We start from the raw sequence: 25,370 nt of genomic DNA, 5'->3' as shown, positions 1-25,370 counted from the left end.
CGCCGGCCCAGCGCACCGCCGCGGGTGCGCCGGGCCCGCCGGGGGTCAGCCGCCGGTGATCCAGTTCCAGGCCGACATGACCCACTCGGTCTGCTGCAGGTAGGCGATGCCGAGCCCGACGAGGAACACCGTGGTCGCCGCGTGCGCGCCCTTGGCACCCCGCCGCACCCGACCGAACTGCCGCTCCAGGATCACCCGGCCGAGCAGCCGGGACAGGCCGAACAGGCCGGCCGCCACGAGCAGGCTGAGCACGAAGATCAACAGCGGGCCGGTCAGGTCCCCACCACCGGAGATCGCCCAGATCCCCCAGCAGACGAACGCGAAGAGCGCGCCCGCGGCGCTGTACTCCCGGCCGATCTTCCACTGCTCGACGTAGTAGCTGAGCGGCCGGCGTGGCTGCCCCGAGCCCGGCCACCCGGTGCCGGTCGGCTCGTGCCCGACCGTGGGGAACGACTCGGTGCGGGAGGGGCGGCGCTGCCCGACGGAGGCCACCCCCCGGCGGAACGCCTCCTCCGGCGGGGACACCGGGACGCCCCGCTGCGGCGGCACCCCGACACCCTGCTGCGGCGGCACCTCGACGGTGCGCTCGGCCCACGGCTGTGTCTGGTCTGCCATCTCACATTCCTCCCCATGACCGACGTCGGCCAACGACCGCCGTCACGTCGAGGGTAGCCAGCCGGCACACCCGCCGCCGCTCGGCACACCCCGCCCCCGCCCGCTCCTCGAGGCTCCGAAGGATCGGGCAGGCCGCCGCCCGCGCCCCGGTGGGTACGCGGCGCGGACGGCGCGACGAGCCCCCGGACGGTACGGTCGGCTGATGGGTGATGCGGAGCGACGCCGACGCCGGCAGAGGCACCAGCACCCGGACGCCGAGGCGGCCGGACGGGGCGGGGCCAGCGTGGCGACGCCCGGGGTGCACGACGGTGAGCAGCCCCGGCCCCGCCGCACCGGCGGCGAGGACCGGGAGAACGACCGGGGCCTGCGCGGCCTGGTCGGGTCGGGCTCCTCCCAGGTCGGGCTGAGCGCCGCCCTGCGGGCCCGCGACGCGGCCCGGCCGACGGACGAGGATCTCGCCCGCGCGCAGGAGCGGCTGGTCGTGGTGCGGCGCAACTGGGTGCCGCGCGAGGACCTGCCCCGCTCCCCCCGCTGACCCGGTCGCGCCACCCCCGACCGGGCTCGCACCGACCCTGCCGGGCCGGCTGAGCCCTGGCCGGGCTCGCTCAGCCGTGGGTCACGGCAGGTCGGGCAGCTTGCGGTGCTGCTCGTACGCGGCGACCTGGGCGATCCGCCGGGCGTGCCGGTCGTTGCCGGAGAAGGGCGTCCCGAGGAACGCCTCGACCAGGGCGGTCGCCTCGTCCAGGGTGTGCTGGCGGGCGCCGACGGCGACGACGTTGGCGTCGTTGTGCTGCCGGGCGAGCTGGGCGGTGTCGACGTTCCAGGCCAGGGCGGCCCGTACCCCGGCGACCTTGTTCGCGGCGATCTGCTCGCCGTTGCCCGAGCCGCCGATGACCACGCCCAGGCTGCCCGGGTCGGCCACCACCCGGTCCCCGGTGTGCAGGCAGAACGCGGGGTAGTCGTCCTCGGGGTCGAAGGCGTGCGGCCCGACGTCGACCACCTCGTAGCCCTGCGTGGCCAGGTGGTTGGCCAGGTGCACCTTCAACTCGAAACCGGCGTGGTCGGATCCCAGGTAGACGCGCATACCGCGCAGTCTGTCAGGCCCGCCCGGCGCGACGCCGCCCGGGCCGCGCCCCGGCCGGCGAGCGGACCGGGGCGCATCGACCGGCCGGGGCCCTCGCCCCGGCCGGGCCGGGGCTCAGTGCGACTCGGCGACGACCAGGCCGCCGCGCGCCTTCGGGGTGAACCAGGTGCTCTTGCGCGGCATCTTCTCCCGGGCCAGGTTCACCGCGACGAAGTCGTCCACGGTCACCGGGGCGATCAGGATGGCCAGCTCGGCGCGGCCGGCCGCCACCTCGGCGGTGAGCCAGCTCGCCGGGTAGTCCCCGCCGACGTACGTGATCCGCTTGTCGCCCGGGTCGAGACCGAGGGCGTCCCGCAGGATCAGCCGCTCGACCAGCGCGTGGTCGAGGTTCTCCAGCCGGCTGCCGCCGACGTGCGGCAGGGTGACCGCGTACCCCTGGTCGGGGAGGCGGAGGTGGATGGTGCCGCCGGCCGCCGGGACCTCGACCGGGCCGGTGATCGGGGTGACCGTGGCGCCGGCGGCGCGGAGCCGGTCGAGCAGCTCGGCTGGGGTGCTGGTCAGCTCGCTGACCAGCCGGTTGTAGGGCTGGATGGCGACCGACGCCGGGGTGGTCACCACGGCCAGGAATCGGGGCAGACCGCCGGTCTGCGCGGCCAGGCTGCGGTGGTTACCGTCCGCGACCACCAGCTCCCCGCCGCCGGCCAGCGCGGCGAGCGCGTCCTGCTCCGGGCCGGGGCCGAGCAGCCAGATGGCGTGGGTACGCCCGGCCTGGTCGGTGTCGGTGGCGGCGGGCACGCCGGCGGTCTCCGTCGCCGCCGACAGCGCGGCGTGCAGCTCGTCGCCCCGGCCGGTCTGCAACAGCAGCACGGGCGAGAGCAGGTGGCCCAGCGCCTCGGCGAGCGCGACCCGCTCCCGCACCTTGGCGATGAAGACGTCCTCGTTGCGGATGACCAGGCCGGGCTCGTCGGCGCTGGTGGAGATCTGGTCGGTGTCGACCATGGCGAACAGCCCGTACGCGGACTCCTCGCCGGGGGCGCTGATCCGGTACAGCACGACGACCCGCTCGGCCGGGGTGTAGCTGCCGTCCGCCTTCGCCTCGGCCAGCCGGGACACCGCGTCCGGCAGGGCGTCGAGGAAGGACTTGCCCAGGCTCTCCGGCGCCCGGTGCGGCATCTCGATGCCGAGGGCACTGTGCGGGTTCGCCTCGATGATCGCGGTGATCTCCGCGTCGTCGGCGAACTCGTCGTAGTTCTGCGCGCCGGTGCCGCCAGTGGTGATCCAGGCCCGGGCGATCGGATGCACGACCGTCATGTCCGCAGACGCTACCGGCGTCGGGGTCCGCTCCGCACAGCACCCCGCACACCGTCCACCCACTGAACGCCCAGCTCCGGGCCCCTTTCCCGGGCCGGCCGGGCGAAGGAGGGGCCCCCTGTTAACACCCGGCTTGTGAGAAGGGTCCCCTTCTCTACCGTAGGCGTTAACAAGGGGCCCCTCCTTACACCTCAGTCGAAGATGGGGTCGACGTCGCGGGAACGCTTCAGCTCGAAGAAGCCGGGGGTGCCGGCGACCAGCAGCACACCGTCCCAGAGCCGGCCGGCGGCCTCGCCCTTCGGGGCCGGGGTCACCACCGGGCCGAAGAACGCCACCGGCTTGCCGTCCGGGCCGGGAGCGTGGATCACCGGGGTGCCGACGTCCGTGCCGACCGGCCGCATGCCGGCCTCGTGGCTGGCCCGCAGCGCCTCGTCGTACTCGGTGGAGCCGGCGGCCTCGGCCAGCGCCGGGTCCAGCCCGGCGTCGGTCAGCGCGGCGGCGTACAGCTCCGGGCCCAGCTTGGTGCGGCCCAGGTGGATCCGGGTGCCCAGCGCGGTGTAGAGGGCGCGGACGGCGTCCAGGCCGTACCGCTGCTCGACGGCGACGCAGACCCGGACCGGTCCCCACCCGGTCTCCATCAGCTTCTGGTACTGCTCCGGCACGTCCCGGCCCTCGTTGAGCACCGACAGGCTCATCACGTGGTAGCGGACGTCGACGTTGCGGACCTTCTCCACCTCCAGCAGCCAGCGGGAGGTGATCCAGGCCCACGGGCAGATCGGGTCGAACCACATGTCGACGGTGACGCGATCAGTCACGGTCAGTTCCCTTCGCGACGGGGGCATCCGGACCTCCGGACGTCCTGCCCCGATCCTCACCCCGACGCCCATCGACCGGCAGCGGAATGAGAGCGTGAGCTAGGCCACCAGAGACGTCCGTGCGTGCAAGACTCGGTCCGGGCCGACCGTCGGGGACGGCCGGCGGCCGGGCGCCGCCGCGGCGTACGGCAGAGAACGGGATGGAGACACTTCAGTGCCGGGAGTTCGCAACCTGACCCAGGTCGAGGCGACCGAGCGGGCCCGCCTGCTCGACGTGACCGGATACGACATCAGGCTGGACCTGTCGACCGCCGTGCTGGCGGCCGAGGGCCGGACCTTCCGCTCGGTGACAGAGGTCCGGTTCCGGTGCACCGAACCGGGCGCGGGCACCTTCATCGAGGTGGCCGCCGACGCGGTCCGGTCGGCGACGCTGAACGGCACACCGGTCGACCTCGGCGACTGGTCGGCGGAGAAGGGCCTGACGCTGACCGGGCTGGCCGCCGAGAACGTCCTGGTCGTCGACGCCGACTTCGCGTACTCCAGCAGCGGGCAGGGGCTGCACCGCACGGTGGACCCGGTGGACGGTGAGACCTACCTGTACAGCCAGTTCGAGACGGCCGACGCGCAGCGCGTCTACGCCTGCTTCGACCAGCCCGACCTGAAGAGCGTCTACACCTGGCAGGCCACCGTCCCGGCGCACTGGCGGGTGGTGTCCAACATGCCGGTGGTGCGGGAGGAGGTCGCCGGCGAGCAGACCAAGACCGTCCACTTCGCCGAGTCGGCGCGGATGAGCACGTACATCACCGCGCTCTGCGCCGGGCCGTACCACGAGGTGCGCTACACCCACGACGGCCTCGACCTGGGGTACTTCTGCCGGGCCAGCATGGCCGAGCACCTGGACGCCGACGAGCTGCACCTGATCACCACGCAGGGCTTCGACTTCTTCCACGAGCAGTTCGGGGTGCGGTACCCGCTGCCCAAGTACGACCAGCTCTGGGTGCCGGACTTCAACGCCGGGGCGATGGAGAACTTCGGCTGCGTCACGCACGCCGAGTCGCACTACATCTTCCGGTCGCAGGTCACCGACTTCGAGTACGAGCAGCGGGCCAACACGGTGCTGCACGAGCTGGCCCACATGTGGTTCGGCAACCTCGTCACCATGCGCTGGTGGAACGACCTGTGGCTGAACGAGTCGTTCGCCGAGTGGGCCAGCCACTGGTGCAACACCCACGCCACCCGGTTCACCGACGCCTGGACGACCTTCCTGTCGCTGCGCAAGAACTGGGGGTACCGGCAGGACCAGCTCTCCTCCACCCACCCGGTGTACACGGAGATGCCGGACCTGGAGGCGGTCGAGGTCAACTTCGACGGCATCACGTACGCCAAGGGCGCGAGCGTGCTCAAGCAGCTCGTCGCGTACGTGGGGATCGAGCCGTTCCTGGCCGGCCTGCGCAGCTACTTCGGCAAGCACGCCTGGGGCAACGCCACCTTCGACGACCTGCTCAGCGAGCTGGAGGCGGCCTCGGGGCGGGAGCTGCGCAAGTTCGCCGCCCAGTGGCTGGAGACCGCCCAGGTCAACACGCTGCGCCCCGAGGTCACCATCGGCGCGGACGGCACGTACCAGCAGGTGCTGGTGCGGCAGGAGGCGCCGGCCGGGTACCCGACCCTGCGTACCCACCGGATCGGGGTGGGCCTGTACGACCTGACCGACGGCCGGCTGGTCCGGCGGGAGCGGCTGGAGGTCGACGCCGCCGGTGACCGTACCGAGCTCGACGTCCTGCGCGGCCGGCCCGCCGCCGACGTGCTGCTGCTCAACGACGACGACCTGACCTACGCCAAGCTGCGGTTGGACGAGCGTTCGATGGCGACGGTGGTGCAGCACGTCGCCGGCTTCGAGTCGTCGCTGGCGCGGGCGCTGTGCTGGGCCGCCGCCTGGGACATGGTCCGCGACGCCGAACTGGCCGCCCGGGACTACGTGGCGCTGGTGCTCGCCGGGCTGCCCGCCGAGACGGACATCAACCTGGTCACCGCGACGCTGCGGCAGGCCGCCTCCACGCTGACCTTCTACGCCGACCCGGCGTGGGCGCCGACCGGCTGGGCCGAGCTGGCCCGGACCGCGAAGGTCGCGCTGGCCCAGGCCGAGCCGGGCAGCGGCTTCCAGCTCGCCTGGGCCCGGGGGTACCTCGCGGCGGCCCGCTCGCCGGAGGACCTGGCGGCGCTGCGCGGCTGGCTGGAGGGGCGGGGCGCGCCGGATGGCCTGACCGTCGACACGGAGCTGCGCTGGTCGCTGCTGGGCTCGCTGGTGGCCAACGGCGCGGCCGGCGCCGCCGAGATCGAGGCGGAACTGGCCCGGGACCGCACGGCCAGCGGCGAGCGGGAGGCCGCGTACGCGCACGCGCTGGTGCCGACCGCCGAGAACAAGGCGGCGGTGTGGGCGCAGCTGACCGGCCCGGAGGCGCTGCCGAACTGGCGGAACCGGGCGCTCCTGCAGGGCCTCAGCCACCCGGCGCAGGTGGAGCTGACCGCCCCGTACCGGGAGCGGTACTTCGCCGCGGTCGGCCAGGTGTGGGCCAGCCGGGACAGCGAGCCGGCGCAGGAGTTCGCCCAGTTGGCGTACCCGACGTACCTGGTCGAGGAGGAGACGGTGGCCGCCACGGACGCCTGGCTGGCCGGCGAGGGGCACCCCGCTCCGCTGCGCCGCCTGGTCGCCGAGGGCCGGGACGGGGTGCTGCGCGCGCTGAAGGCCCGCGCCCGGGACACCGGCAGCGCCTGAGCCGACCGCCGTGGGGCGGGTGCGCCCGCCCCACGGCCGGTGCCCGGCGGCCTCCCGCCGCACACACGACGGCACCCGGCCCGCTGGGCGGACCGGGTGCCGTCGGTACGTGTGCGGTGAGAGGGGAACCCTTCTCTACCGGAGGCGTTAAGAAGGGGCCCTTCCTTACACCTCAGCCCTTGCCGGCGTGGGTGGCGAGCTGGTCGAGGCCGTTGATGATGCCGCCGGCCAGGTCGCCGACGCCGAACGCCGCCACCATGGAGAGCGCGGCCAGCTTGGCGTACGTGTCGGGGATCCGCCTACGGGCCTGCCGCCCGGTGACCACCTCGAGCTGGCGCTGGTTCGGCGACACGGCGATCAGGACCGACCGGTCGGGCTCGGCGAGCTGGCGGTGCAGCCGCTCGGCGTGCTCCCGGACCGGCTCGTCCAGGCCGCCGACGTAGATCGAGAAGACCAGCCCGGTGCCCTGGTCGGCCAGGCGCAGGGCCTCGTCGATGCGGAGGAGCTGCCGGGTCGAGAACGGCCCGTCCAGCACCTTGGGCGGGGTGCCCGTCCCGGCCTCGGCCTGCTTCTCACCAACGGTCACTTGCGCCTCCGGTTCCCCCGGCCGGCGCCTCGATGCCGGCCTGCTCCTGCTTACGGCTGCTCAGCGCCGGTGCCTGGGCGCCCGCGGCCAGAGCGGTACCGGCCGAGTCGGCCAGTTGCTCCGGGCGGGCCAGGAACCACACCGGCGCGAAGTCGAAGGACCGGCCCGGCCGGTAGCGCTTGCCGCCGGACCGACCGCCACGACCACCGGCGAGCGCCAGCCCGGCGATCACCAGCACCGCAGCCGCCGGGATGCCGACGAAGACCAGCAACGTCTCGGTAACAGACAATCCCAACGCCCCCAGGCGGAAAAAGTGACCTTGAGTTATGGGTGGGGCGGGTGTTCGTCACGCCGACCACCCGGATCCGCTGCTGTTCACGTTAGCGGAGTCGACGGCCCGCCAGATTGCGGGGTGGCGATCCCACCGCCACTGGCCTGCCCGACCTCGGTGGGACCGCCCCCGGGGCTACCGCTCCGGGTGCCGGTCCACGGTGGCGGCGAGGGCGACGGCGGCCCGCCAGCAGTCGTGGTACGTCGAGTAGAGCGGCACCGGGGCGAGCCGGATGATGTCCGGTTCCCGGGAGTCGGCGATCACCCCGTGCTCGTACCGCAGCCGTCGGCTCAGCTCGGCGGCGCTGCCACCGGCGAGCCGGACGGAGAGCTGGCAGCCGCGCCGGGCCGGGTCACGCGGGGTGACCACGCTCAGCGGCCGGTCGGCGGTGATCTGGTCCAGCAGCCGCTCCAGCCAGCCGGTGAGCCGGATGCTGCGCTCGCGCAGCGCCGGCATGCCCACCGAGTCGAACAGCTCCACCGAGGTCCGGACCGGGCCCATCGCCAGGATCGGCTGGCAGGAGACCTGCCAGGCGTCGGCGGTGGCCGGCGGGCGGGAGACCGGGGCCATCTCGAACCGGGTGGTCAGCTCGTTGCCCCACCAGCCCTCGAAGCGGGGCAGGTCGGGGTCGCCGAGGTGCCGCTCGTGGACGAAGAGGCCGGCCAGCGCGCCGGGACCGGAGTTGAGGTACTTGTACGTGCACCAGGCGGCGAAGTCGACGTCCCAGTCGTGCAGGGCCAGCGGCACGTTCCCCACGGCGTGTGCCAGGTCCCAGCCGACCACGGCACCGGCGGCCCGGCCGGCGGCGGTGACCGCCGGAATGTCGACCAGCTCACCGGTGAGGTAGTTCACGCCGCCGAGCAGCACCAGGGCGACCTTGTCCCCCTCGGCGGCCAGGTACGCCGTGACGTCCTCGGTACGCAGGGTGTCCTCGCCGGGGCGCGGGCGCAGCCGGACCACCGCCTGGTCGGGGTCCAGGCCGTGGAAGCGGGCCTGGCTGCGCACCGCGTAGCTGTCCGAGGGGAAGGCCGCGTCCTCGATGACGATCCGGGTCCGCTGGCCCGCCGGCCGGTAGAAGGAGACCATCAGCAGGTGCAGGTTGACCGTGAGGGTGTTCATCACCACGGTCTCGCTGGGCCGGGCGCCGACCAGCCGCGCCATCGGCCCGGCCACCAGTTCGTGGTACCGGGTCCAGGGCCGGTCCGACTCGAACCACCCCTCCACCGCGATCCGGCTCCAGGTCGTCATGTCCTCGTGGAGTTCCGGGGCGGTGGCCCGGGGTTGCAGGCCGAGCGAGTTGCCGGCGAAGTAGGCGACCTCGGGGTGGTCGCCCCCCTCGGCCGGGAGCAGGTGGAACAGGTGGCGGTGACCGGGGTCGGCGGCGTCGAGGCGGTGCGCCTCGGCCTCCGCGGCGACGAGGGCCGGATCGACCGCGACCGCGGGGGCGGCGGGCGGACGGGGGTCGGCGTCGAGGGTGGTCATGGTTCGCGTCTCACTTTCCGGTCACATCGCGGTACGGGCCGACCACAGCTCCGGGAAGACCACCCGGGCCATGCTGCGCTGCAGCCACGCCAGTCCGGCGGAGCCGCCACTGCCGACCTTGGCACCCATTGTCCGCTGCACCGCCTTGAGGTGGTTCCACCGCCAGTCGCCGAACTCCTCGGCCACCCCGGTCAACGCCTCACCGAGCATCCGGAGGTGGTTGTCCGGCCCGGAGTCGGCGTAGACGCGCACCCAGGCGGCCTCGACGGCCGGGTGCGGCTGGTGCTCGTCGGTGACGTCCCGGGCGAGCAGGTCGGCGGGGAGGTCGTGGCCGTGCCGGGCGAGCAGGGCGACCACGTCGTCCCAGAGGCTCGGCACGGCCAGGGCGGCCCGCAGGTCGGCGTGGACCTGCTCCTGCCGCCGGAACGGGCGGATCAGCGCCGGGTCCCGCAGGCCCAGCAGGAACTCCAGGTGCCGGTACATCGCGGACTGGAAGCCGGAGCCCTCGCCGAGCAGGTTGCGGAACCGGTTGAAGTCGGCCGGGGTCATCCAGCGCAACCCGCGCCAGGCGGCGTTGAGCCCCTCCAGGTGCAGCGTGGCGCGGCGCAGCGGGGCGAGGGCCGCCCAGACCCGGTCGGCGCGCAGGTCCCGCTGGGCCTGGCGCAGTTCGTGGCAGGTCAGCCCGAAGTACAGCTCCATGATCTGGCTGACCACCAGGAACGACATCTCGCCCGGGTCGTCGCTGAGCGGCTGCTGGAGGGTGTGCAGCGTGCTGGCGTGCACGTACGTGTCGTACGGCACCCGCTCGGTGAACTCCAGGGTGGGCCGGCCGCCGTTACGGGCCGCGCGGGCCACCCGCTGCCCGGCGGTGAGCGGCCGTACCGTCGTGCTCGTCTCGGGCTCCCGCAGGTTCGTCTCCACCGCTCGTCTCCCTCCGTGCGTCGTCCTCACCGTCATGATCTCGCGGTCGGACCGGGCGACGGAATGCCGGATCAACGGCGGTAGGCGGCTGTCGCCTACCATCCTGAAACCGATCCACCTTCGGTGGTTGTCGCACGAAAGGCATGGGCCGTGGACGACATGGACTGGGCGCTGCTGCGCGAGTTGCAGGCCGACGCCCGGCTCTCCTTCAGCGAGCTGTCCCGCCGGGTGCACCTGTCGCCGCCGGCCGTCGCCGAGCGGGTACGCCGGCTGGAGGAGAGCGGGGTGATCACCGGGTACCACGCCCACGTCGACCTCACCCGGGCCGGCCGGACCGTGGTCGCGCTGATCCGGATGTCCTGCTACGGCCCCCGGTGCATCCTGCACGACCCGGCCGTCACCGACTGGCCGGAGATCCTGGAGATCCACCGGATCACCGGGGACGCGTGCAGCGTGCTGAAGGTGGCCGCCGACTCGATCGGGGCGTTCGAGCAGGTGATCGACCGACTCGCCCCGTACGGGCAGCCGTCCAGCACGATGGTGCTGTCCAGCCCGCTCGGCTGGCGTCCCGTCACCCGTCTGGGTTAGCCGGTCCAGCAGGGGGAATGCCTCGCGGGTCGCCCCAGCAGGAGCCGGTGCGCCGGTGCCGGGAGGGAGGATCATGCGGGGTCCACGACCGGACGGCAGCCGGGTGCTCGCCGCCGTTTCCACCGTACTCGCCCTGATCGGGTCGTTCGTCCTGGTCGGCGCGGTCGTCCTGGTCGGCGCGGGGCCGGCCCGGGCGGGCGAGAACACCTTCGTCGAGGTGACGCCGAACAGCGTCCAGGCCGGCAACCGGGTGAGCATCCGGGCGAGTTGTGACAACACCAACAACCGGCAGGCCGAGGCCCAGTCGGACGCGTTCAGCGGCCGGGTGACCCTGCGTCCCGACAACGGCTTCCTGACCGGGTCCACCACGATCCCGGGCGACAAGCCGGCCGGTGACTACCAGGTCGAGCTGCGCTGCCCGAACGGCGACCGGGCGCAGACCACCCTCACCGTGCTCAACATGACGCAGCCCAGCAAGGGGCCGGCGACCGGCGGTGGCGGCACGGCCGGCGGCCGGGGCACCGGCTCGCTGCTGCTCGTGGGTGGGGTCGCCGCGCTGGCCGTGGTGGCGGGCTTCGGCCTGTTCGGCCGCCGCCGCGCCGGGCCCGGGTCCTGACCGTCGGGGACCATGGCCGGCTCACGCAGGAACCCCCGCCGCCGGGACCGGAGCCCGACCGCCCGACCGGAACGGACGGGGGCCCGACGCCGGGCCCCCGTCACCGACGGGCCCCCGGTGCGGGTGGCGACGCGACGCCGGACCCGCGCCACCGGCGCAGGCCGTACCCGGACGACCACCGGCCACCGGCTCCGCGTCGTCGCCCGGCGGCGGGCGCGGGCGGCGGCCCGGCTGGCCGCCCGCATGGCGGCTGCGCTGCGCCGGGCGGCCGGGCAGGCGGCGACCGCCGGCGCCACCACCTACGGCCCGCCGGCTGTCGGCGGACGGCTCCGGTCGGCCACCGGGCAGCGGTACCGGCCGACCCGCCGGGTACGCCTCGGCGGCGGCGCCGGACCGGGTGCCCCGGTCCTGATGGTGGCGGGCCTGATGGTGCTGATCGTCACCATGCTCGGCGTGGAGCGGGTGACCGGAATGAGCCTCCTGCCGGACCGGCTCACCGCCGGCCTGCGCCCGCCGCCCCGGGACTTCCCGGTGCTGGCGGCGAGCCGTCCGACCGGCGTCCGGATCCCGGCGATCGACGTCGACGCCCCGGTCCACTCCGTCGGTCTCGCCGCCGACGGGACGATCGGGGTACCGGCGCAGGGGCGGGCCGCCGAGGCCGGCTGGTACGAGCAGGGGCCGACCCCGGGCCAGTACGGGCCGGCGGTGCTGGTCGGGCACGTCGACACCAGTTCCGGCCCGGCGGTCTTCCACCAGCTCAAGGAGTTGGACGCCGGGGACCGGGTGGAGGTGCCCCGGGACGACGGGTCGGTCGCGGTCTTCGAGGTGGAGTCGGTGCAGCGCCACGACAAGGAGCGTTTCCCGGCCGACCAGGTCTTCGGCGACTTCACCCGCCCGCACCTGCGGCTGATCACCTGTGGCGGGCGCTGGGTGGGCGGCGACACCGGGTACACCGACAACGTGGTCGTCTTCGCCTCCCTGGTCGACGCCGAGGGATGACCCCCGCACCCGCCCGGTCAGGCGGCCTCGGGCTCGCGCAGGTCGAGCCAGTCCGCCCAGCGCGGGTCGGGGGCGCGGTGCCCGAGCACCCGCCAGGCCGTACCCTTCGGGGCCGCCGGCAGGGCGTGCAGCCGCCAGCCCAGCTCGGCCGGGGTCTTGTCGCCCTTGGTGTGGTTGCACCGGGCGCAGGCGGCGACGACGTTCTCCCAGGCGTGCCGGCCGCCCCGACTGCGCGGGAAGACGTGGTCGATGGTCTCGGCCGGCCCCCGGCAGTACGCGCACCGCCAGCCGTCCCTGGCGAAGATCGCCCGGCGGGACAGCCCGACGTGGGTCCGGTACGGCACGCGGACGAAGCGGGTCAACCGGACCACCGACGGCACCGGTAACGCGCTGCGGGCGCTGTGCAGGATGCCCTCCCCGTCGGCCACGCAGACCGCCTTGGCGGAGAGGACGAGGATCGCGGCTCGACGCACCGACACGACGCACAGCGGCTCGTAGGTGGCGTTGAGGACCAACGCGCCGGAGCCCGCCGTGGGTCGTATGTCAGGCATCTGCTCACCCTCCCGGTCCGGCCGGGCCCCACCCTCCGGATGGTCGACCGTTCCGGCGCAGCGCGGGGCGACGGCCGACGTGGGTGGGATCACCGACGTCCGTTGGGCCAATCGTCCCTGATCGGAACCCGGATTGCACGCACTAATCGGGGGTCCCTCCGGGAACCTGTCACCCCCGTGGCAGGATGACCTGTTCCGTCCGTTTACCCGGAACCCGGGGCATCCGGCTGCCCGGCGGTCAGCGGGGAGGCGACGTCGCCGCGGCCCTCGGCGCGGGCCGGCGACGGCGGCCGGCGACCGGTGCGGTACGAAAGCACGGTGACTACCGTCAGCCGTTCGTCCGCCGCCTGGGCCGCTCCGGCCGAGCCGGCGGAGACGCCGTCCGTGAACTGCCTGGACGATCCGCTCTGCAAGGCCGTCTTCGAGGTCACCGACTCGAGTTGGTTCGCCGAGGGCAGCTACTGGATCCTGCTCAAGCCGCTGCGGATCACGCTGATCCTGCTGGTGGCCGTGATCCTCCGGTTCCTGGTGACCCGCACGATCAACCGGCTGGTCCGGACCACCGCCGACACCTCCGTGCCGACCCTGCTCCGGCCGCTGCGCGAGCGGATCCCCACCGCCGCCGACCCGGCCGAGTTCATCCCGGAACGGCGCCGGCAACGGGCCCGGGCCATCGGGTCGGTGCTGCGCAGCCTGGCCACCGCGTTCATCTTCGGCATCGCGCTGCTGATGGTGCTCAAGGAGTTCAGCTTCGACCTGGCACCGCTGCTGGCCAGCGCCGGCATCGCCGGTGTCGCCCTGGGCTTCGGCGCGCAGAGCCTGGTCAAGGACCTCATCGCCGGGCTGTTCATGCTGATCGAGGACCAGTACGGCGTCGGTGACACGGTCGACCTGGGCGAGGCCACCGGCACGGTCGAGGCGGTCGGCCTGCGGGTCACCACGGTCCGGGACGGCCGGGGTGTGCTCTGGTACATCCGCAACGGCGAGATCATCCGGGTCGGCAACAAGAGCCAGGGATGGGCCCTGGTCGTGGTCGACCTGCCGATCGGGTTCGCCAGCACCGAGGAGGCCAGCGCCGTGCTGCGCACGGCGGCGGCCTCGGTGGCGGTGGACCCCGACCTCTCCCCCGAGATCGTGGAACCACCCGAGGTGCTCGGGGTGGAACAGATGACGGTGGACGGCGCGGTGATCCGTACCGTGGTGAAGACGACCGCCGACGGCCAGTTCGCGGTCGCCCGGGAACTGCGGCGGCGGCTGGCCGAGGCGCTGGAGAACTCCGGCATCACCGCCAAGATCGCGGCGGCCCGCTTCTACCCCGGGCTCCCCGCCGGCCCGCTCGGCCCGGACCCCGGCCCGACGGCCGGGACGGCCCCCGACGCCGGCAGCACCACGGCAGCGCCCGCCCCGGGCGGCACCACCCCGGGCACGACCGGCGCGGCGCCCGGCGGGCCGGCCACTGGGGCGACCAGTGGGCCGGGCGGCGGGGCGACCGGCCCGACCGGCGGCGCGGCGGGCGGCGGCGCGGGCGGCGCGGCGGGCGCCTCGGGCAGCCTGTCGGGGCAGACCGGATCGCCCGGACCGGCCGGCCCCACCGGCACGACGGGGCAGAACGGCGGTACGACGGGGCAGAACGGCGGGACCACCGGACAGAGCGGCGCGACCTGAGCCGCCCCGCACGGCTGGGCCGGCGGCCCCGGGCGCGACACGCCCCGGGGCCGCCGCGCGTCCCGGCCCCACGAACCGCCGGCCGCACGAACCGCCGGCCCCACGACCATGGCGGCCCCACGACCATCGCGGCCCCACGACCATGGCGGCCCCACAGCCCGCCGGCCCCGGGACCCTGTCGGCCCCCGCAGCCCGTGCCGGATAGCGGGCCACAGCCGGGCTGGAACGGGCGGCCGGCACAGGACCCACCGGAGCGAACGGGCACCGCACGGCAGTGACCGGGGCTGGCGGCCGGCAAGCCCGGTGACAGCCAGTGACCACGGTGGCGCCCGTGTCGACCGGCGGGCCGCCGGCACCCCGCACCGTCGCTGACCAGCGGTACGGCGGCTGGGCGACACCGACCGCACGGCTCCGGGCAGCCGGAATCGCGGGGTCGCGGCCCAGCCGGACACTCGGGTATCGTCCGTTCGTTCAGTCGGAGATGCGACGATCAAACCGTTCGCCCTAGCCAGTTGTCAGACGATCGGGCAGAATCCGGTACACACTCTTGGCGGAGAGTGATCATTTCCTCGCTGATCCGTAGATCTGACGACGGTTCCCCGGGCGCAGCCGTCACGAACGGCCCTGTGCGGGGGACGATGGAGGCCCCGGTGTCCGACGAGCGACCTGACGAGGAGCGGGCAGCCACCTTCCGTGAGGTGTTCGCCCTGCGCGAGTACCGGTCGATCCTCACCGCCACCACCCTCGCCTGGGTCGGCGACTACATCGCCAAGGCGGCGGTCACCGTCCTGGTCTACCGGGAGAGCGAGTCGGTGGCCCTCTCCGCCGCCGCCTTCGCGGTCGGGTTCCTGCCGTGGCTGATCGGCGGGCCGCTGCTCGCCACGGTCGCCGAGCGGTACCGGTACCGGCACGTGATGGTGGCGTGCGATCTCATCCGGATGACCCTCGTCGCCCTGGTGGCGATCCCCGGCATGCCGGTCTGGGCGATCCTCTGCCTGCTCTTCCTCACCACCCTGGCCAATCCGCCGAGCCAGGCGGCCCGGTCGGCGCTGCTGCCACTGGTCCTCTCCGGCGACCGGCTGGTGGTCGGGCTGTCGATCAACGCCAGCGTCGGGCAGGCCGCGCAGGTCGTCGGCTACCTGCTGGGCGCCGCCATCGCCACGATCAACCCCACCGTCGCGCTGCTGGTCAACGCGACCACCTTCGCCCTCTCCGCAGTCCTGGTCCGCCTCGGCGTACGGGACCGGCCGTCGGCGATGACCGCCGCGCACCGCAGTCACCTGCTGCGCGAGACCGGCGAGGGGTTCCGGCTGGTCTTCGGCGATCCGACCCTGCGGGCGATCGCGGTGACGGTGTTCAGCGCCATGCTCTTCGCCATCGTGCCGGAGGGGCTGGCCGCCGCCTGGGCCCGCGAGGGGAACACCAGCGGTCTGGACGCCGGCACGGCCCAGGCCGCCATCATGGCCGCCAACCCGGTCGGCTTCATCCTCGGCGGTCTCCTGATCGGGCGGGCCGTCGCGCCCGCCCGCCGGGTGCAGTTGGTCCGGCCACTGGCGGTGGCCGCCCCGCTGACCCTGGTGCCCGTGCTGTTCGACCTGCCACCCCTGGCGGTCGCGCTGCTCGCCGCGGTGTGCGGGGCGGCGGTCGGTGGTCTGCTGCCGGTGGCGAACGGGATGTTCGTCCGCGCCCTCCCGGACGGGTACCGGGCACGTGCGTTCGGTGTGATGGCGACCGGGCTCCAGGTGATCCAGGGCCTCGCGGTGCTGGTGACCGGCCTGCTGGCGGAGTGGGCGTCCATCCCGGTCGTGGTCGGGGTGTGGAGCGCCGCCGGCGTCGTGCTCATGCTGCTGGTCGGCGCGAGCTGGCCGGGTCGCACCCGCGACGGCGGGCGGACACCGCCGCGCGCCGCCACCCCCGCCGCGCGGCAGGCCGAGGAGACCGCCGCTCCGGAGGTCGGCGGGCCGACCGGACAGGGACCGGTGGGCCAGCGGTCCCGGCAGGCCGACGCGCCCACCCGCTGAGCCGGACCCGGCGGGGACTCGCCCGCCCACCGGCCGGGCACGGAACGCCGGAACCGAGCCCGCAGGCCCGGCGCGGAACGCGGGGACCGAGCCCGCAGGCCCGGCACGGAATGCCGGGACCGAGCCCGCAGGCCCGGCACGGAATGCCGGGACCGAGCCCGCAGGCCCGGTCCGGGGCGGTGTGACCGAGCCCGCAGGCGCACCGGGCGGTAGGCGACGGACGGCGTGCGGTACGCCTGGCAGGATGGAGCGGTGACTGCCGCAGGTGACTCCGGACAGCCGTCGACGACCTTCTTCGAGTTGGTCGGCGGCGAGCCCACCTTCCGCAAGCTGGTGGACGAGTTCTACGCCGGCGTGGCGACCGACCCCGTGCTGCGTCCCATGTACCCCGAGGAGGACCTGGGGCCTGCTGCGGACCGGCTGAGGCTCTTCCTCATGCAGTACTGGGGCGGCCCGAACACCTACTCCAGCCAACGGGGGCATCCCCGGCTGCGGATGCGGCACGCCCCGTTCCGGATCGGTGCCGTGGAACGCGACGCCTGGCTGCACCACATGCGCCGGGCGGTCGACCGGCTGGACCTGACGCCGGAGGCGTCCGTCGCGCTCTGGGACTACCTGGAACGGGCCGCGTACTTCATGGTGAACGTCATGGAGGATCCGGCCGGCCCCGCCTGACGGCCCGGTCGGTCGCGGGCCCGGCGGAACTCGGACCCCGCGCGGCGCGGAGCAGGCCGGCCTCGGGTCAGGGGCCCTCGGGTCAGGGTCAGGGGCCCTCGGGTCAGAGCAGGGCGCCCTCGTCGTGCAGCCAGTCCACGAAAGTGGTTGCCACCGCAGCACCGCAGTCGAGCATCTCGACCAAGAGCGCGTCGTGCGCCCCGGCACCGAGCGGCACCTGCAACTCGGCGTAGATCGGCAACTGGCCACGCTCGGTGGGGTCACCGATGTACGCCTTGCAGAACCGTCGAGTGTGGTTCCACTCGTTGACCACCCGGTAGGCCCGGTCGGCCCAGTCCGGCGGCACGGTCGCGTGTGGACGGGCCCGCATCACCAGGATCTCGTCCTCCGGGCCCTCCAGGGTGACCAGCACCGCGTGCCGTTCCCACATGGCCAGCAGGTTGCCGTCACCGTCGGCCAGGTACCGCACGTCGAGCAGGTCGAGGGCGGTGCAGACCCGGCTGAGGGTCACCGGCTCGACGGTGACCGGCATGTCCGTCATCGCGGGTCGTTCGGCGGACGGACAACTGTCCCCCGGCTGACGGGGGGACGGTGGTCCGACCCGGACACTGTCGTCCACTGTGATCCCGCTTCGAGTTTCCCGGTCACCGCCACCGGCGGGACCTGGGCGCCATGACCACCACGGCATCGCTCGCGCACCTCACTCCCCAGCGGATCCAGCCGCCTACCGTGCGTTGGATCCGAGGATGGACGGTACCCGGACAGCCGGGTTGAGGCATCCCCCCAACGGCAGCCCCAGGCCAGAAGGATGACGAAGGGTCATCCGTTCGGATGACCTCAGGCCGGCGTGACGGCGAGATCGACAACCTTCTGCGACCATGCGGCTCCGAAAGGTCCCACCAGACCGACCCAGCGGCCGGCGACCCGGACCCCGACGTCGGTGGGCCGGCCCGGATCGGGCCGACCCAGGAACCCCATCCGGACCACCGCCTGGATGAGCCGCTGCGACACCTCCACCGGCTCCCCGGGCACCCCCTCCGGGGTGACCACCACCGGCACGTGGTCCAGCAGGGCGTCCCGCAGCGCCCGCTGCCCGACCGCCCGGCCGCCCACCCCCTGCGCCACCGCGGTGCGCAGGGTGCCGGCGGCGGCCTCGGCGACCCGGTGGACCTCGACGGCGGGCAGCGTCTCCACCGGACGGCTCACCGGAGGCGGCAGCGGCCAGCGCCACTGCGCGTCCCGGCGGACAGGCAGGGCGGCGTCGCCCGCCTCCAGCGCGGCCAGCAGCTCACCGGCCGCCACGGTGGCGTCACCCGACCCGGCGCCGGCCGCCCCGGTGGCGTCCCGGGGGCCGACGCCGGCCACCGTCCGGACGACGAGCACGCCCCAGGGCAGCCGGGCCCAGAGCGCGGTACGGTCGGAGGTGCCGACCGAGCGGAGCCGGACCACCGCACCCCGGTCCAGGCGGACCAGCCGGGACAGGAAGGCCCCGGCGTCGCCGACCCCGGCCAGGCCGTGGCTGCCGACCCCGGACGGCCCGTCGCCACCGACCCCGGACGGGCCGTGGCCACCGATCCCGGACGGCCGCGCGGGGCCGCCCGCCGGGCCGGCCGCCGCCAGCGCGCCCCCGGGGCCGCCCGCGCCGCCCGACCCGGGTCCGTCGACCCGGCTCACGTCGTGCCGCCCAGCGGCACGGCCCGCCGGGGCGGATCGCCGTCGGCCGTACCCGGCTGGTCCATCGCGTAGATCAGCAGGAACGCCCGCTCCTCCTCGGTCAACCGCCTCGGCAACTGCCGGGACAGGTCGAACGGGACCAGCACCGAGCGGGCCCGGCTGGCCAGCACCTCACCGTCGTACAGCTCGTAGACGACGGTGAACCGGGCCGCCCGGATCTCCTCGATCCACAGCTCGATCCGGACGGTCGGCGCCGCCTCGGCGGTGGCCCGGCCGACCGCGTAGTCGACCGGGCGCAGGTAGTCGACCTCGTGCCGGCGGATGACGACACCCTCGGCGAACGAGCCGACCCCCCAGGCCCGACCGCCGGCGAACATCAGCGCCACCCGGGCCTCCTCGTACAGGGTGAGGAAGCGGGAGTTGTTGATGTGGCCGTACGCGTCCAGGTCGGACCAGCGCAGCGTGCAGTGGTAGACGAATCGGTTACTCATGGATCGGTACCGCTCCGCCCTGGTCAGTCGCGGGTCAGCTTGCGGTACGTCACCCGGTGCGGCCGGGCCGCCTCCGCGCCGAGCCGGTCGATCTTGTTCTTCTCGTACGCCTCGAAGTTGCCCTCGAACCAGAACCACTTGGCCGGGTTCTGGTCGTCACCCTCCCAGGCCAGGATGTGCGTGGCGACCCGGTCCAGGAACATCCGGTCGTGGGAGATGACCACGGCGCAGCCGGGGAACTCCAGCAGCGCGTTCTCCAGGCTGGAGAGGGTCTCCACGTCCAGGTCGTTGGTGGGCTCGTCGAGCAGGATCACGTTCCCGCCGATCTTCAGCGTGAGCGCCAGGTTGAGCCGGTTGCGCTCGCCACCGGAGAGCACCTTGGTCGGCTTCTGCTGGTCCGGGCCCTTGAACCCGAACGCCGCGATGTACGCCCGCGACGGCATCTCGACCTTGCCGACCATGAGGTGGTCCAGCCCGTCGGAGACGACCTCCCAGACGGTCTTGTCCCCGTCCAGGCCCTGCCGGTTCTGGTCGACGTACGACAGCGAGACGGTGTCACCGACCCTGACCCCGCCGTCGGTCGGCTGCTCCAGCCCGACGATGGTCTTGAACAGGGTGGTCTTGCCGACGCCGTTCGGGCCGATGATGCCGACGATGCCGTTGCGCGGCAGCGAGAAGGAGAGGTTGTCGATCAGCACCCGGTCGCCGAAGCCCTTGGTCAGGCTGTTCGCCTCGATGACCGTGTTGCCCAGACGCGGGCCCGGCGGGATCTGGATCTCCTCAAAGTCCAGCTTCCGGGTCTTCTCCGCCTCGGCGGCCATCTCGTCGTACCGGTCGAGCCGGGCCTTGGACTTGGTCTGCCGGGCCTTGGCGTTGGAGCGCACCCACTCCAGCTCCTCGGAGAGGCGCTTCTTCATCTTGGCGTCGCGGCGACCCTCGACGGCCAGCCGGGCGGCCTTCTTCTCCAGGTACGTGGAGTAGTTGCCCTCGTAGCCGACGGCCCGGCCCCGGTCCAGCTCCAGGATCCAGCCGGCCACGTTGTCCAGGAAGTACCGGTCGTGGGTGATCGCCATGACGGTGCCCGCGTACTTGGCCAGGTGCTGCTCCAGCCACTGCACGCTCTCCGCGTCCAGGTGGTTGGTGGGCTCGTCGAGCAGCAGCAGGTCGGGGGCCTCCAGCAGCAGCTTGCACAGCGCCACCCGGCGGCGCTCACCGCCGGAGAGCTTGGTGACGTCGGCGTCCGGCGGGGGGCAGCGCAGCGCGTCCATGGCCAGTTCGAGCTTGGAGTCGATGTCCCAGGCGTCGGCGTGGTCCAGCTCCTCCTGGAGCTTGCCCATCTCCTCCATCAGCTCGTCGGAGTAGTCGGTGGCCATCTGCTCGGCGATCTTGTTGAACCGCTCCAGCTTGGCCTTGGTCTCGGCGACCGCCTCCTCGACGTTGCCGAGGACGGTCTTGGCGTCGTTGAGCGGGGGCTCCTGGGCGAGCAGGCCGACGGTGTAGCCGGGCATCAGCCGGGCCTCGCCGTTGCTCGGCCGGTCCAGCCCTGCCATGATCTTGAGAAGGCTGGACTTACCGGCGCCGTTCGGGCCGACCACACCGATCTTGGCCCCCGGCAGGAAGCTCAGCGTCACGTTGTCGAGCACGACCTTGTCGCCGTGCGCCTTGCGCGCCTTTTCCAGGACGTAGATGTACTGGGCCACGGTGCGGGCTACCTCCGTAGATTGCGACTGGGGCCGGCGGACACGGGCGCGGGCCGGCGATCTCCGACCCGCCGCCGGCCGGGACCGGCCGCGCGCACGCCACCCTCAATCCTGACAGGTACGGCCGCGTCCGCCCACATCGCCCCGGCCAGCCGCGACCCGGCGCGCCGCCCGGGGCCACCACGACCCCACCCCGACCGGTCCCACCGGCGGGTCGTGAAGATCACCAAGCCGGTTGAGCTGGCTTTGGGACGGGTAGGGAAGTCGGGCACGGGGTGGCAGACGCCGCAGCTACGCTCAGTACGCTCATCGCGGTGGACCCGTCAGCAGCAGCCGGAGGTGGCCGATCGTGACCGTCCGTAGCTCCTTTGTCGTAGTGGCGAACCGACTGCCGGTCGATGAGGTGAGCACACCCGAAGGGCGGCAGTGGCGCCGTAGCCCCGGTGGGCTGGTCACCGCGCTGCACCCGGTGCTCGCCGAGCACCAGGGCACCTGGGTCGGCTGGGCCGGCGGGACCGGCCCCGCGCCCGAGCCGTTCGACCTGGAGGGTATCCGGCTGCACCCGGTCCCGCTGAGCGCCGAGGAGCTGGAGCGCTACTACGAGGGCCAGTCGAACGCCACCATCTGGCCGCTCTACCACGACGCCGTGGAGACCCCGGCGTACAAGCGGCGCTGGCGCGACGCGTACCGGTTGGTGAACGCGCGGTTCGCGGAGGCCGCGGCGGACGTGGCGGCCGAGGGCGCGACCGTCTGGGTCCAGGACTACCAGCTCCAACTGGTCCCGGCGATGCTGCGCGAACTCCGCCCGGATCTGCGCATCGGCTTCTTCCTGCACATTCCGTTCCCGCCGATCGAACTGTTCATGCAGATGCCGCTGCGCGCCGAGGTGCTGCGGGGCCTGCTCGGCGCCGACCTGGTCGGGTTCCAGCAGCGACTCGCCGCGCAGAACTTCGTCCGGCTGGCCCGGCATCTGCTCGGCCTTCGGTACGAGGGGCAGATGATCCAGGTTGACGGCCGTCAAGTCAAGGCCGGTGCTTTTCCCATCTCGATCGACGTGGCCGAGATGGAGCGGCTGGCCGCCGACCCGGCGATCCAGGCTCGGGCCAAGCAGATCCGCGCTGAGCTGGGCGATCCCAAGACGATCATCCTCGGCGTCGACCGGCTCGACTACACCAAGGGCATCGAGCTCCGACTCAAGGCCTTCCGGGAACTGCTGTCTGACGGAAAGTTGACAGTTCCGGACGCGGTTATGGTGCAGGTCGCCACGCCGAGCCGGGAACGGGTCGAGCACTACCAGGCACTTCGGGTCAAGGTCGAACGAGAAGTTGGCCGGATTAATGGGGAATTCGGCAGGGTCGGCGTGCCGGCCGTGCATTACCTGCATCAGTCGTACAGTCGCAGTGAACTGGCCGCGATGTACGTCGCGGCCGACGTGATGATGGTGACTCCCCTGCGAGACGGAATGAATTTGGTGGCAAAGGAGTACGTCGCGGCGCGCACCGACAGCGGTGGTGCCCTCGTGCTCAGTGAGTTCGCCGGCGCGGCCACCGAGCTGCGCCAGGCATTTCTGTGTAACCCGCACGACCCGGAGGCGGTCAAGGACGCCCTGCTGAGAGCCGTGCACGTGGAGAAGCCGGAGGCCCGTCGGCGCATGCGGATCATGCAGCGTCACCTGCGCACCCACGACGTGGGGCACTGGGCGAAGTCGTTCCTGACCGAGCTGGGCGTCCCCGATACGGAGGCCGCATGAACACGTCCGTCGTCGACGGCACGCCCTCGGTCTCCGGCGTCCTCGACCCCGCCCTACGCTCCGCCATCGGGCGGATCGCCCGGGTGCCGCAGCTCCTGGTCGCCTGCGACTACGACGGCACCCTCGCCCCGATCGTGGAGGACCCGAGCAAGGCGGTCCCGCTGCCCGAGTCGGTCGCCGCCGTCCGGGCGCTGGCCGCGCTGCCGCAGACCTCGGTCGCGGTGGTGTCCGGGCGCGCCCTGCGCGACCTCGCCGCGCTGTCCCGGCTGCCCAGTGAGGTGCACCTGGTCGGCAGCCACGGCTCCGAGTTCGACATCGGTTTCGTCGAGCGGCTCTCCCCCGAGCTGATCGCCGTGCGGACCCGGCTGCGGGACCAACTCCGCGAGATCGCCGCCGCCCACCCCGGGGTGCGGCTGGAGCGCAAGCCGGCCAGCGTCGCGGTGCACACCCGTGGGGTCGACCCACAGGTCGCCGCCGCAGCCGTCGACGCGGTCCGCTCCGGCCCCGCGACCTGGGGCGACGTCACCGTCACCCAGGGCAAGGAGGTCATCGAGCTCTCCGTGGTGGCCACCCACAAGGGCACCGCGGTCGACCAGCTACGGACCCAGCTCTCGGCCAGCGCGGTGCTCTTCATCGGCGACGACGTCACCGACGAGAACGCCTTCGGCAACCTGCACGGTCCGGACGTCGGCATCAAGATCGGCCCCGGCGCCACGCAGGCCGACTACCGGGTGGCCGAGCCGATCGAGGCGGCCCGCGCGCTCGCCCTGCTGCTGGAGACCCGGCGGCACTGGCTCTTCGGCGAGCGGGCGGTACCGATCGAGCGGCACTCGATGCTCTCCAACGGCCGTACCGTGGCGTTGCTGACGCCGGAGGCGAAGGTCACCTGGCTCTGCCACCCCAAGCCGGACTCGGCGGCGATCTTCGCCGACCTGGTCGGTGGCAGCCCGGCCGGGCACTTCAGCGTCGCCCCGGAACGCGGTGGCATCCCGCTCGGCCAGCGGTACCGCTCCGGCACGATGACCGTGGAGACCCGGTGGTCGGGGCTGACCGTCACCGACTGGCTCGACCGGCCCTCGTCCGACGCGGTGCCGCCCGGCCCGGCGGTGGTCTCCGGCGACTCGACCCTGATCCGGGTGCTCACCGGCAGCGGGCGGGTCGCCCTGGAGTTCGCCCCCCGGCCGGAGTTCGGCCAGGTCGCGGTGCAGTTGCAGCCGACCGGCGACGGCCTGCTGGTGCTCGGTTCCAACGAGCCGGTCGCGCTCTACTCCCCGGGCGTGGAGTGGGAGGTCGACAACGACGGCGGCAACGAGACCGCCAAGGCGACCGTCGACCTCTCCGCCGCCGGCGGGCAGGTGACCCTGGAGCTGCGGTTCGGCACGCAGAACCTGGACCACCACCGGCTCACGGTGCACGAGCGCCAGGCCACCGCCGAACAGCCGTGGAAGGAGTGGGTGGCCGGGCTGCGGCTGCCGAACACCGCCCGCGACCTGGTCGCCCGCAGCGCGTTGACCCTGCGTGGGCTCTGCCACGAGGCCACCGGCTCGATCCTCGCCGCGGCGACCACCTCGCTCCCCGAGGAGCTGGGCGGCGTCCGGAACTGGGACTACCGGTACTGCTGGCTGCGCGACGCGGCGATGACCGCCCGGGTCCTGGTGGACCTCGGGTCCATCCAGGAGGCCGAGGCGTTCCTGCGCTGGGTGGACGGCTGCGTCGAGCGCACCGGGGGGCACCCGGAGCGGCTGCACCCGCTCTACACCGTGGAGGGGTACGAGCTGGGCGCCGAGGCGGTCATCGACACCCTGCCCGGGTACGCCGGCAGCCGGCCGGTCCGGGTCGGCAACCTCGCCAACCACCAGCTCCAGCTCGACGTCTTCGGCCCGATCGCCGACCTGATCGCCGCCGTCGCCGACGCCCGGGGCTCGGTCCGGGAGACCGAGTGGCGGGTGCTGGAGAACATGGTCGAGGCGGTACGCCGCCGCTGGCACGAGCCGGACCACGGCATCTGGGAGGCCCGCCTCCCGCCCCGGCACCACATCTTCTCGAAGGTGATGTGCTGGATGACCGTGGACCGGGCGTTGCAGGTGGTCCGCCAGCACAGCGGCGAGGACCGCCCCGAGTGGGTGGAGCTGCGCGAGCGGATCGGCGCCAACGTCCTGGAGCAGGGCTGGCACGCCGGCGCCGAGGCGTACAGCGTCGCCTACGGCGACGAGGAGATGGACGCCTCCTCGCTCTGGATCGGCCTCTCCGGGCTGCTCCCCGGCGACGACCCCCGGTTCCTCTCCACCGTGCTCAAGATCGAGGCGGACCTGCGCAGCGGGCCGGTCGTCTACCGGTACCACTGGGACGACGGACTGCCCGGCCGGGAGGGCGGGTTCCACATCTGCACGGCGTGGCTGATCGAGGCGTACCTGCGCACCGGTCGCCGCACCGACGCCGAGGAGCTGTTCAGCCAGATGATCGACACGGCCGGGCCGACCGGGCTGCTCCCCGAGCAGTACGACCCGCTCGCCGAGCGGGGCCTGGGCAACCACCCGCAGGCGTACAGCCACCTCGGGCTGATCCGCTGCGCCCTGCTGCTGGACAACATGCTCAAGCACTGATCCACCCAGCACCACCGGCGGCCGGGGAGCCCTCCTCCCCGGCCGCCCCGTCTTTCCCCCCGCCGCCCTCGCCCTCCCCGCCCCCGCCCCCTCCCCCGCCCCGTTGATCATGGAGTTGG

The 25,370-nt window shown here is 73.4% G+C and carries 22 protein-coding genes and 1 pseudogene; 10 read left to right on the top strand and 13 right to left on the bottom strand.

Features of this window, described 5'->3' with window-relative positions; genetic code table 11:
* Positions 1-45: 45 nt before the first annotated feature.
* On the bottom strand, positions 46-615 hold the full coding sequence (locus ACQUFX_RS32730) for a hypothetical protein (RefSeq protein WP_428963973.1): 570 nt from the start codon (positions 613-615) through the stop codon (positions 46-48).
* A 202-nt stretch (positions 616-817) separates the two neighbouring features.
* Here ACQUFX_RS32730 and ACQUFX_RS32725 point away from each other — a divergent pair, with 202 nt between their 5' ends.
* Positions 818-1,150, top strand: a complete 333-nt coding sequence (locus tag ACQUFX_RS32725) for a hypothetical protein (RefSeq protein ID WP_067370119.1) — start codon at positions 818-820, stop codon at positions 1,148-1,150.
* An 81-nt stretch (positions 1,151-1,231) separates the two neighbouring features.
* Here ACQUFX_RS32725 and ACQUFX_RS32720 read toward each other — a convergent pair whose 3' ends face one another.
* The 3 genes from ACQUFX_RS32720 to ACQUFX_RS32710 all read right to left on the bottom strand — a co-directional run bounded on the left by ACQUFX_RS32720 (position 1,232) and on the right by ACQUFX_RS32710 (position 3,852).
* Positions 1,232-1,699, bottom strand: a complete 468-nt coding sequence (locus ACQUFX_RS32720; protein ID WP_428963972.1) for a ribose-5-phosphate isomerase — start codon at positions 1,697-1,699, stop codon at positions 1,232-1,234.
* Positions 1,700-1,813: 114 nt separating this feature from the next.
* A complete protein-coding gene (locus tag ACQUFX_RS32715; protein ID WP_428963971.1) occupies positions 1,814-3,010 on the bottom strand; it encodes a DUF1015 family protein in 1,197 nt (398 codons plus the stop codon).
* A 191-nt stretch (positions 3,011-3,201) separates the two neighbouring features.
* Complete coding sequence (locus ACQUFX_RS32710; protein WP_428963970.1) at positions 3,202-3,852, bottom strand: mycothiol-dependent nitroreductase Rv2466c family protein; 651 nt, start codon at positions 3,850-3,852, stop codon at positions 3,202-3,204.
* A gap of 187 nt (positions 3,853-4,039) precedes the next feature.
* Here ACQUFX_RS32710 and pepN point away from each other — a divergent pair, with 187 nt between their 5' ends.
* Positions 4,040-6,598 carry an aminopeptidase N gene (pepN, locus tag ACQUFX_RS32705; protein WP_428963969.1) on the top strand — a complete coding sequence of 853 codons (2,559 nt, stop codon included), beginning with the start codon at positions 4,040-4,042 and terminating at the stop codon, positions 6,596-6,598.
* Between the two features lie 172 nt (positions 6,599-6,770).
* Here pepN and ACQUFX_RS32700 read toward each other — a convergent pair whose 3' ends face one another.
* From ACQUFX_RS32700 to ACQUFX_RS32685, 4 genes are all read right to left on the bottom strand, one after another.
* Positions 6,771-7,184 carry a DUF5130 family protein gene (locus tag ACQUFX_RS32700; protein WP_428963968.1) on the bottom strand — a complete coding sequence of 138 codons (414 nt, stop codon included), beginning with the start codon at positions 7,182-7,184 and terminating at the stop codon, positions 6,771-6,773.
* The gene (ctaJ, locus tag ACQUFX_RS32695; RefSeq protein ID WP_428963967.1) at positions 7,171-7,479 is read right to left on the bottom strand and encodes an aa3-type cytochrome oxidase subunit CtaJ; all 309 of its coding nucleotides are present in this window, start codon (positions 7,477-7,479) and stop codon (positions 7,171-7,173) included. The genes ACQUFX_RS32700 and ctaJ overlap by 14 nt, the downstream gene beginning before the upstream one ends.
* 171 nt (positions 7,480-7,650) lie before the next feature.
* On the bottom strand, positions 7,651-8,997 hold the full coding sequence (gene kynU, locus ACQUFX_RS32690) for a kynureninase (RefSeq protein WP_428963966.1): 1,347 nt from the start codon (positions 8,995-8,997) through the stop codon (positions 7,651-7,653).
* A gap of 21 nt (positions 8,998-9,018) precedes the next feature.
* Complete coding sequence (locus ACQUFX_RS32685; protein ID WP_428963965.1) at positions 9,019-9,918, bottom strand: tryptophan 2,3-dioxygenase; 900 nt, start codon at positions 9,916-9,918, stop codon at positions 9,019-9,021.
* A 150-nt stretch (positions 9,919-10,068) separates the two neighbouring features.
* Here ACQUFX_RS32685 and ACQUFX_RS32680 point away from each other — a divergent pair, with 150 nt between their 5' ends.
* The 3 genes from ACQUFX_RS32680 (at position 10,069) to ACQUFX_RS32670 (ending at position 12,121) form a co-directional block, all read left to right on the top strand.
* Positions 10,069-10,506 (top strand): Lrp/AsnC family transcriptional regulator, encoded by a 438-nt coding sequence (locus tag ACQUFX_RS32680; RefSeq protein WP_428963964.1) that lies wholly within the window; start codon positions 10,069-10,071, stop codon positions 10,504-10,506.
* Between the two features lie 73 nt (positions 10,507-10,579).
* Positions 10,580-11,122: a hypothetical protein gene (locus ACQUFX_RS32675; protein ID WP_428963963.1), complete on the top strand. Its 543-nt coding sequence runs from the start codon at positions 10,580-10,582 to the stop codon at positions 11,120-11,122.
* A gap of 123 nt (positions 11,123-11,245) precedes the next feature.
* The gene (locus tag ACQUFX_RS32670) at positions 11,246-12,121 is read left to right on the top strand and encodes a class F sortase (protein WP_428963962.1); all 876 of its coding nucleotides are present in this window, start codon (positions 11,246-11,248) and stop codon (positions 12,119-12,121) included.
* A 17-nt stretch (positions 12,122-12,138) separates the two neighbouring features.
* Here ACQUFX_RS32670 and ACQUFX_RS32665 read toward each other — a convergent pair whose 3' ends face one another.
* Positions 12,139-12,672: an HNH endonuclease gene (locus ACQUFX_RS32665; protein ID WP_428963961.1), complete on the bottom strand. Its 534-nt coding sequence runs from the start codon at positions 12,670-12,672 to the stop codon at positions 12,139-12,141.
* A 318-nt stretch (positions 12,673-12,990) separates the two neighbouring features.
* On the opposite strand from ACQUFX_RS32665, the pseudogene ACQUFX_RS32660 reads away from it, so the two are divergent.
* From ACQUFX_RS32660 to ACQUFX_RS32650, 3 genes and pseudogenes are all read left to right on the top strand, one after another.
* Positions 12,991-14,007: pseudogene (locus ACQUFX_RS32660) on the top strand (mechanosensitive ion channel family protein); the annotation flags it as partial.
* 968 nt (positions 14,008-14,975) lie between these two features.
* Complete coding sequence (locus tag ACQUFX_RS32655; protein WP_428963960.1) at positions 14,976-16,358, top strand: MFS transporter; 1,383 nt, start codon at positions 14,976-14,978, stop codon at positions 16,356-16,358.
* 252 nt (positions 16,359-16,610) lie between these two features.
* Positions 16,611-17,033, top strand: a complete 423-nt coding sequence (locus ACQUFX_RS32650; RefSeq protein ID WP_428963959.1) for a globin — start codon at positions 16,611-16,613, stop codon at positions 17,031-17,033.
* A 103-nt stretch (positions 17,034-17,136) separates the two neighbouring features.
* On the opposite strand, the gene ACQUFX_RS32645 is transcribed toward ACQUFX_RS32650, so the two are convergent.
* From ACQUFX_RS32645 to ettA, 4 genes are all read right to left on the bottom strand, one after another.
* Complete coding sequence (locus tag ACQUFX_RS32645; RefSeq protein WP_428963958.1) at positions 17,137-17,721, bottom strand: type III secretion system chaperone family protein; 585 nt, start codon at positions 17,719-17,721, stop codon at positions 17,137-17,139.
* Between the two features lie 149 nt (positions 17,722-17,870).
* On the bottom strand, positions 17,871-18,608 hold the full coding sequence (locus ACQUFX_RS32640) for a hypothetical protein (protein ID WP_428967152.1): 738 nt from the start codon (positions 18,606-18,608) through the stop codon (positions 17,871-17,873).
* A gap of 95 nt (positions 18,609-18,703) precedes the next feature.
* Complete coding sequence (locus ACQUFX_RS32635) at positions 18,704-19,198, bottom strand: acyl-CoA thioesterase (RefSeq protein ID WP_428963957.1); 495 nt, start codon at positions 19,196-19,198, stop codon at positions 18,704-18,706.
* Between the two features lie 23 nt (positions 19,199-19,221).
* Complete coding sequence (gene ettA, locus ACQUFX_RS32630; RefSeq protein WP_428963956.1) at positions 19,222-20,898, bottom strand: energy-dependent translational throttle protein EttA; 1,677 nt, start codon at positions 20,896-20,898, stop codon at positions 19,222-19,224.
* A 349-nt stretch (positions 20,899-21,247) separates the two neighbouring features.
* Here ettA and ACQUFX_RS32625 point away from each other — a divergent pair, with 349 nt between their 5' ends.
* Together ACQUFX_RS32625 and otsB are read left to right on the top strand one after the other, a co-directional pair.
* On the top strand, positions 21,248-22,648 hold the full coding sequence (locus tag ACQUFX_RS32625; protein WP_067372529.1) for an alpha,alpha-trehalose-phosphate synthase (UDP-forming): 1,401 nt from the start codon (positions 21,248-21,250) through the stop codon (positions 22,646-22,648).
* Positions 22,645-25,251 carry a trehalose-phosphatase gene (gene otsB / locus ACQUFX_RS32620; RefSeq protein ID WP_428963955.1) on the top strand — a complete coding sequence of 869 codons (2,607 nt, stop codon included), beginning with the start codon at positions 22,645-22,647 and terminating at the stop codon, positions 25,249-25,251. The genes ACQUFX_RS32625 and otsB overlap by 4 nt, the downstream gene beginning before the upstream one ends.
* The last annotated feature ends 119 nt before the right edge of the window (positions 25,252-25,370 follow it).

It is taken from the genome of Micromonospora fluostatini (assembly GCF_050410825.1).
GTDB lineage: Bacteria > Actinomycetota > Actinomycetes > Mycobacteriales > Micromonosporaceae > Micromonospora > Micromonospora rosaria.
Note: the sequence above shows the minus strand (reverse complement) of the source record. Positions and strands in the feature narration are given on the sequence as shown.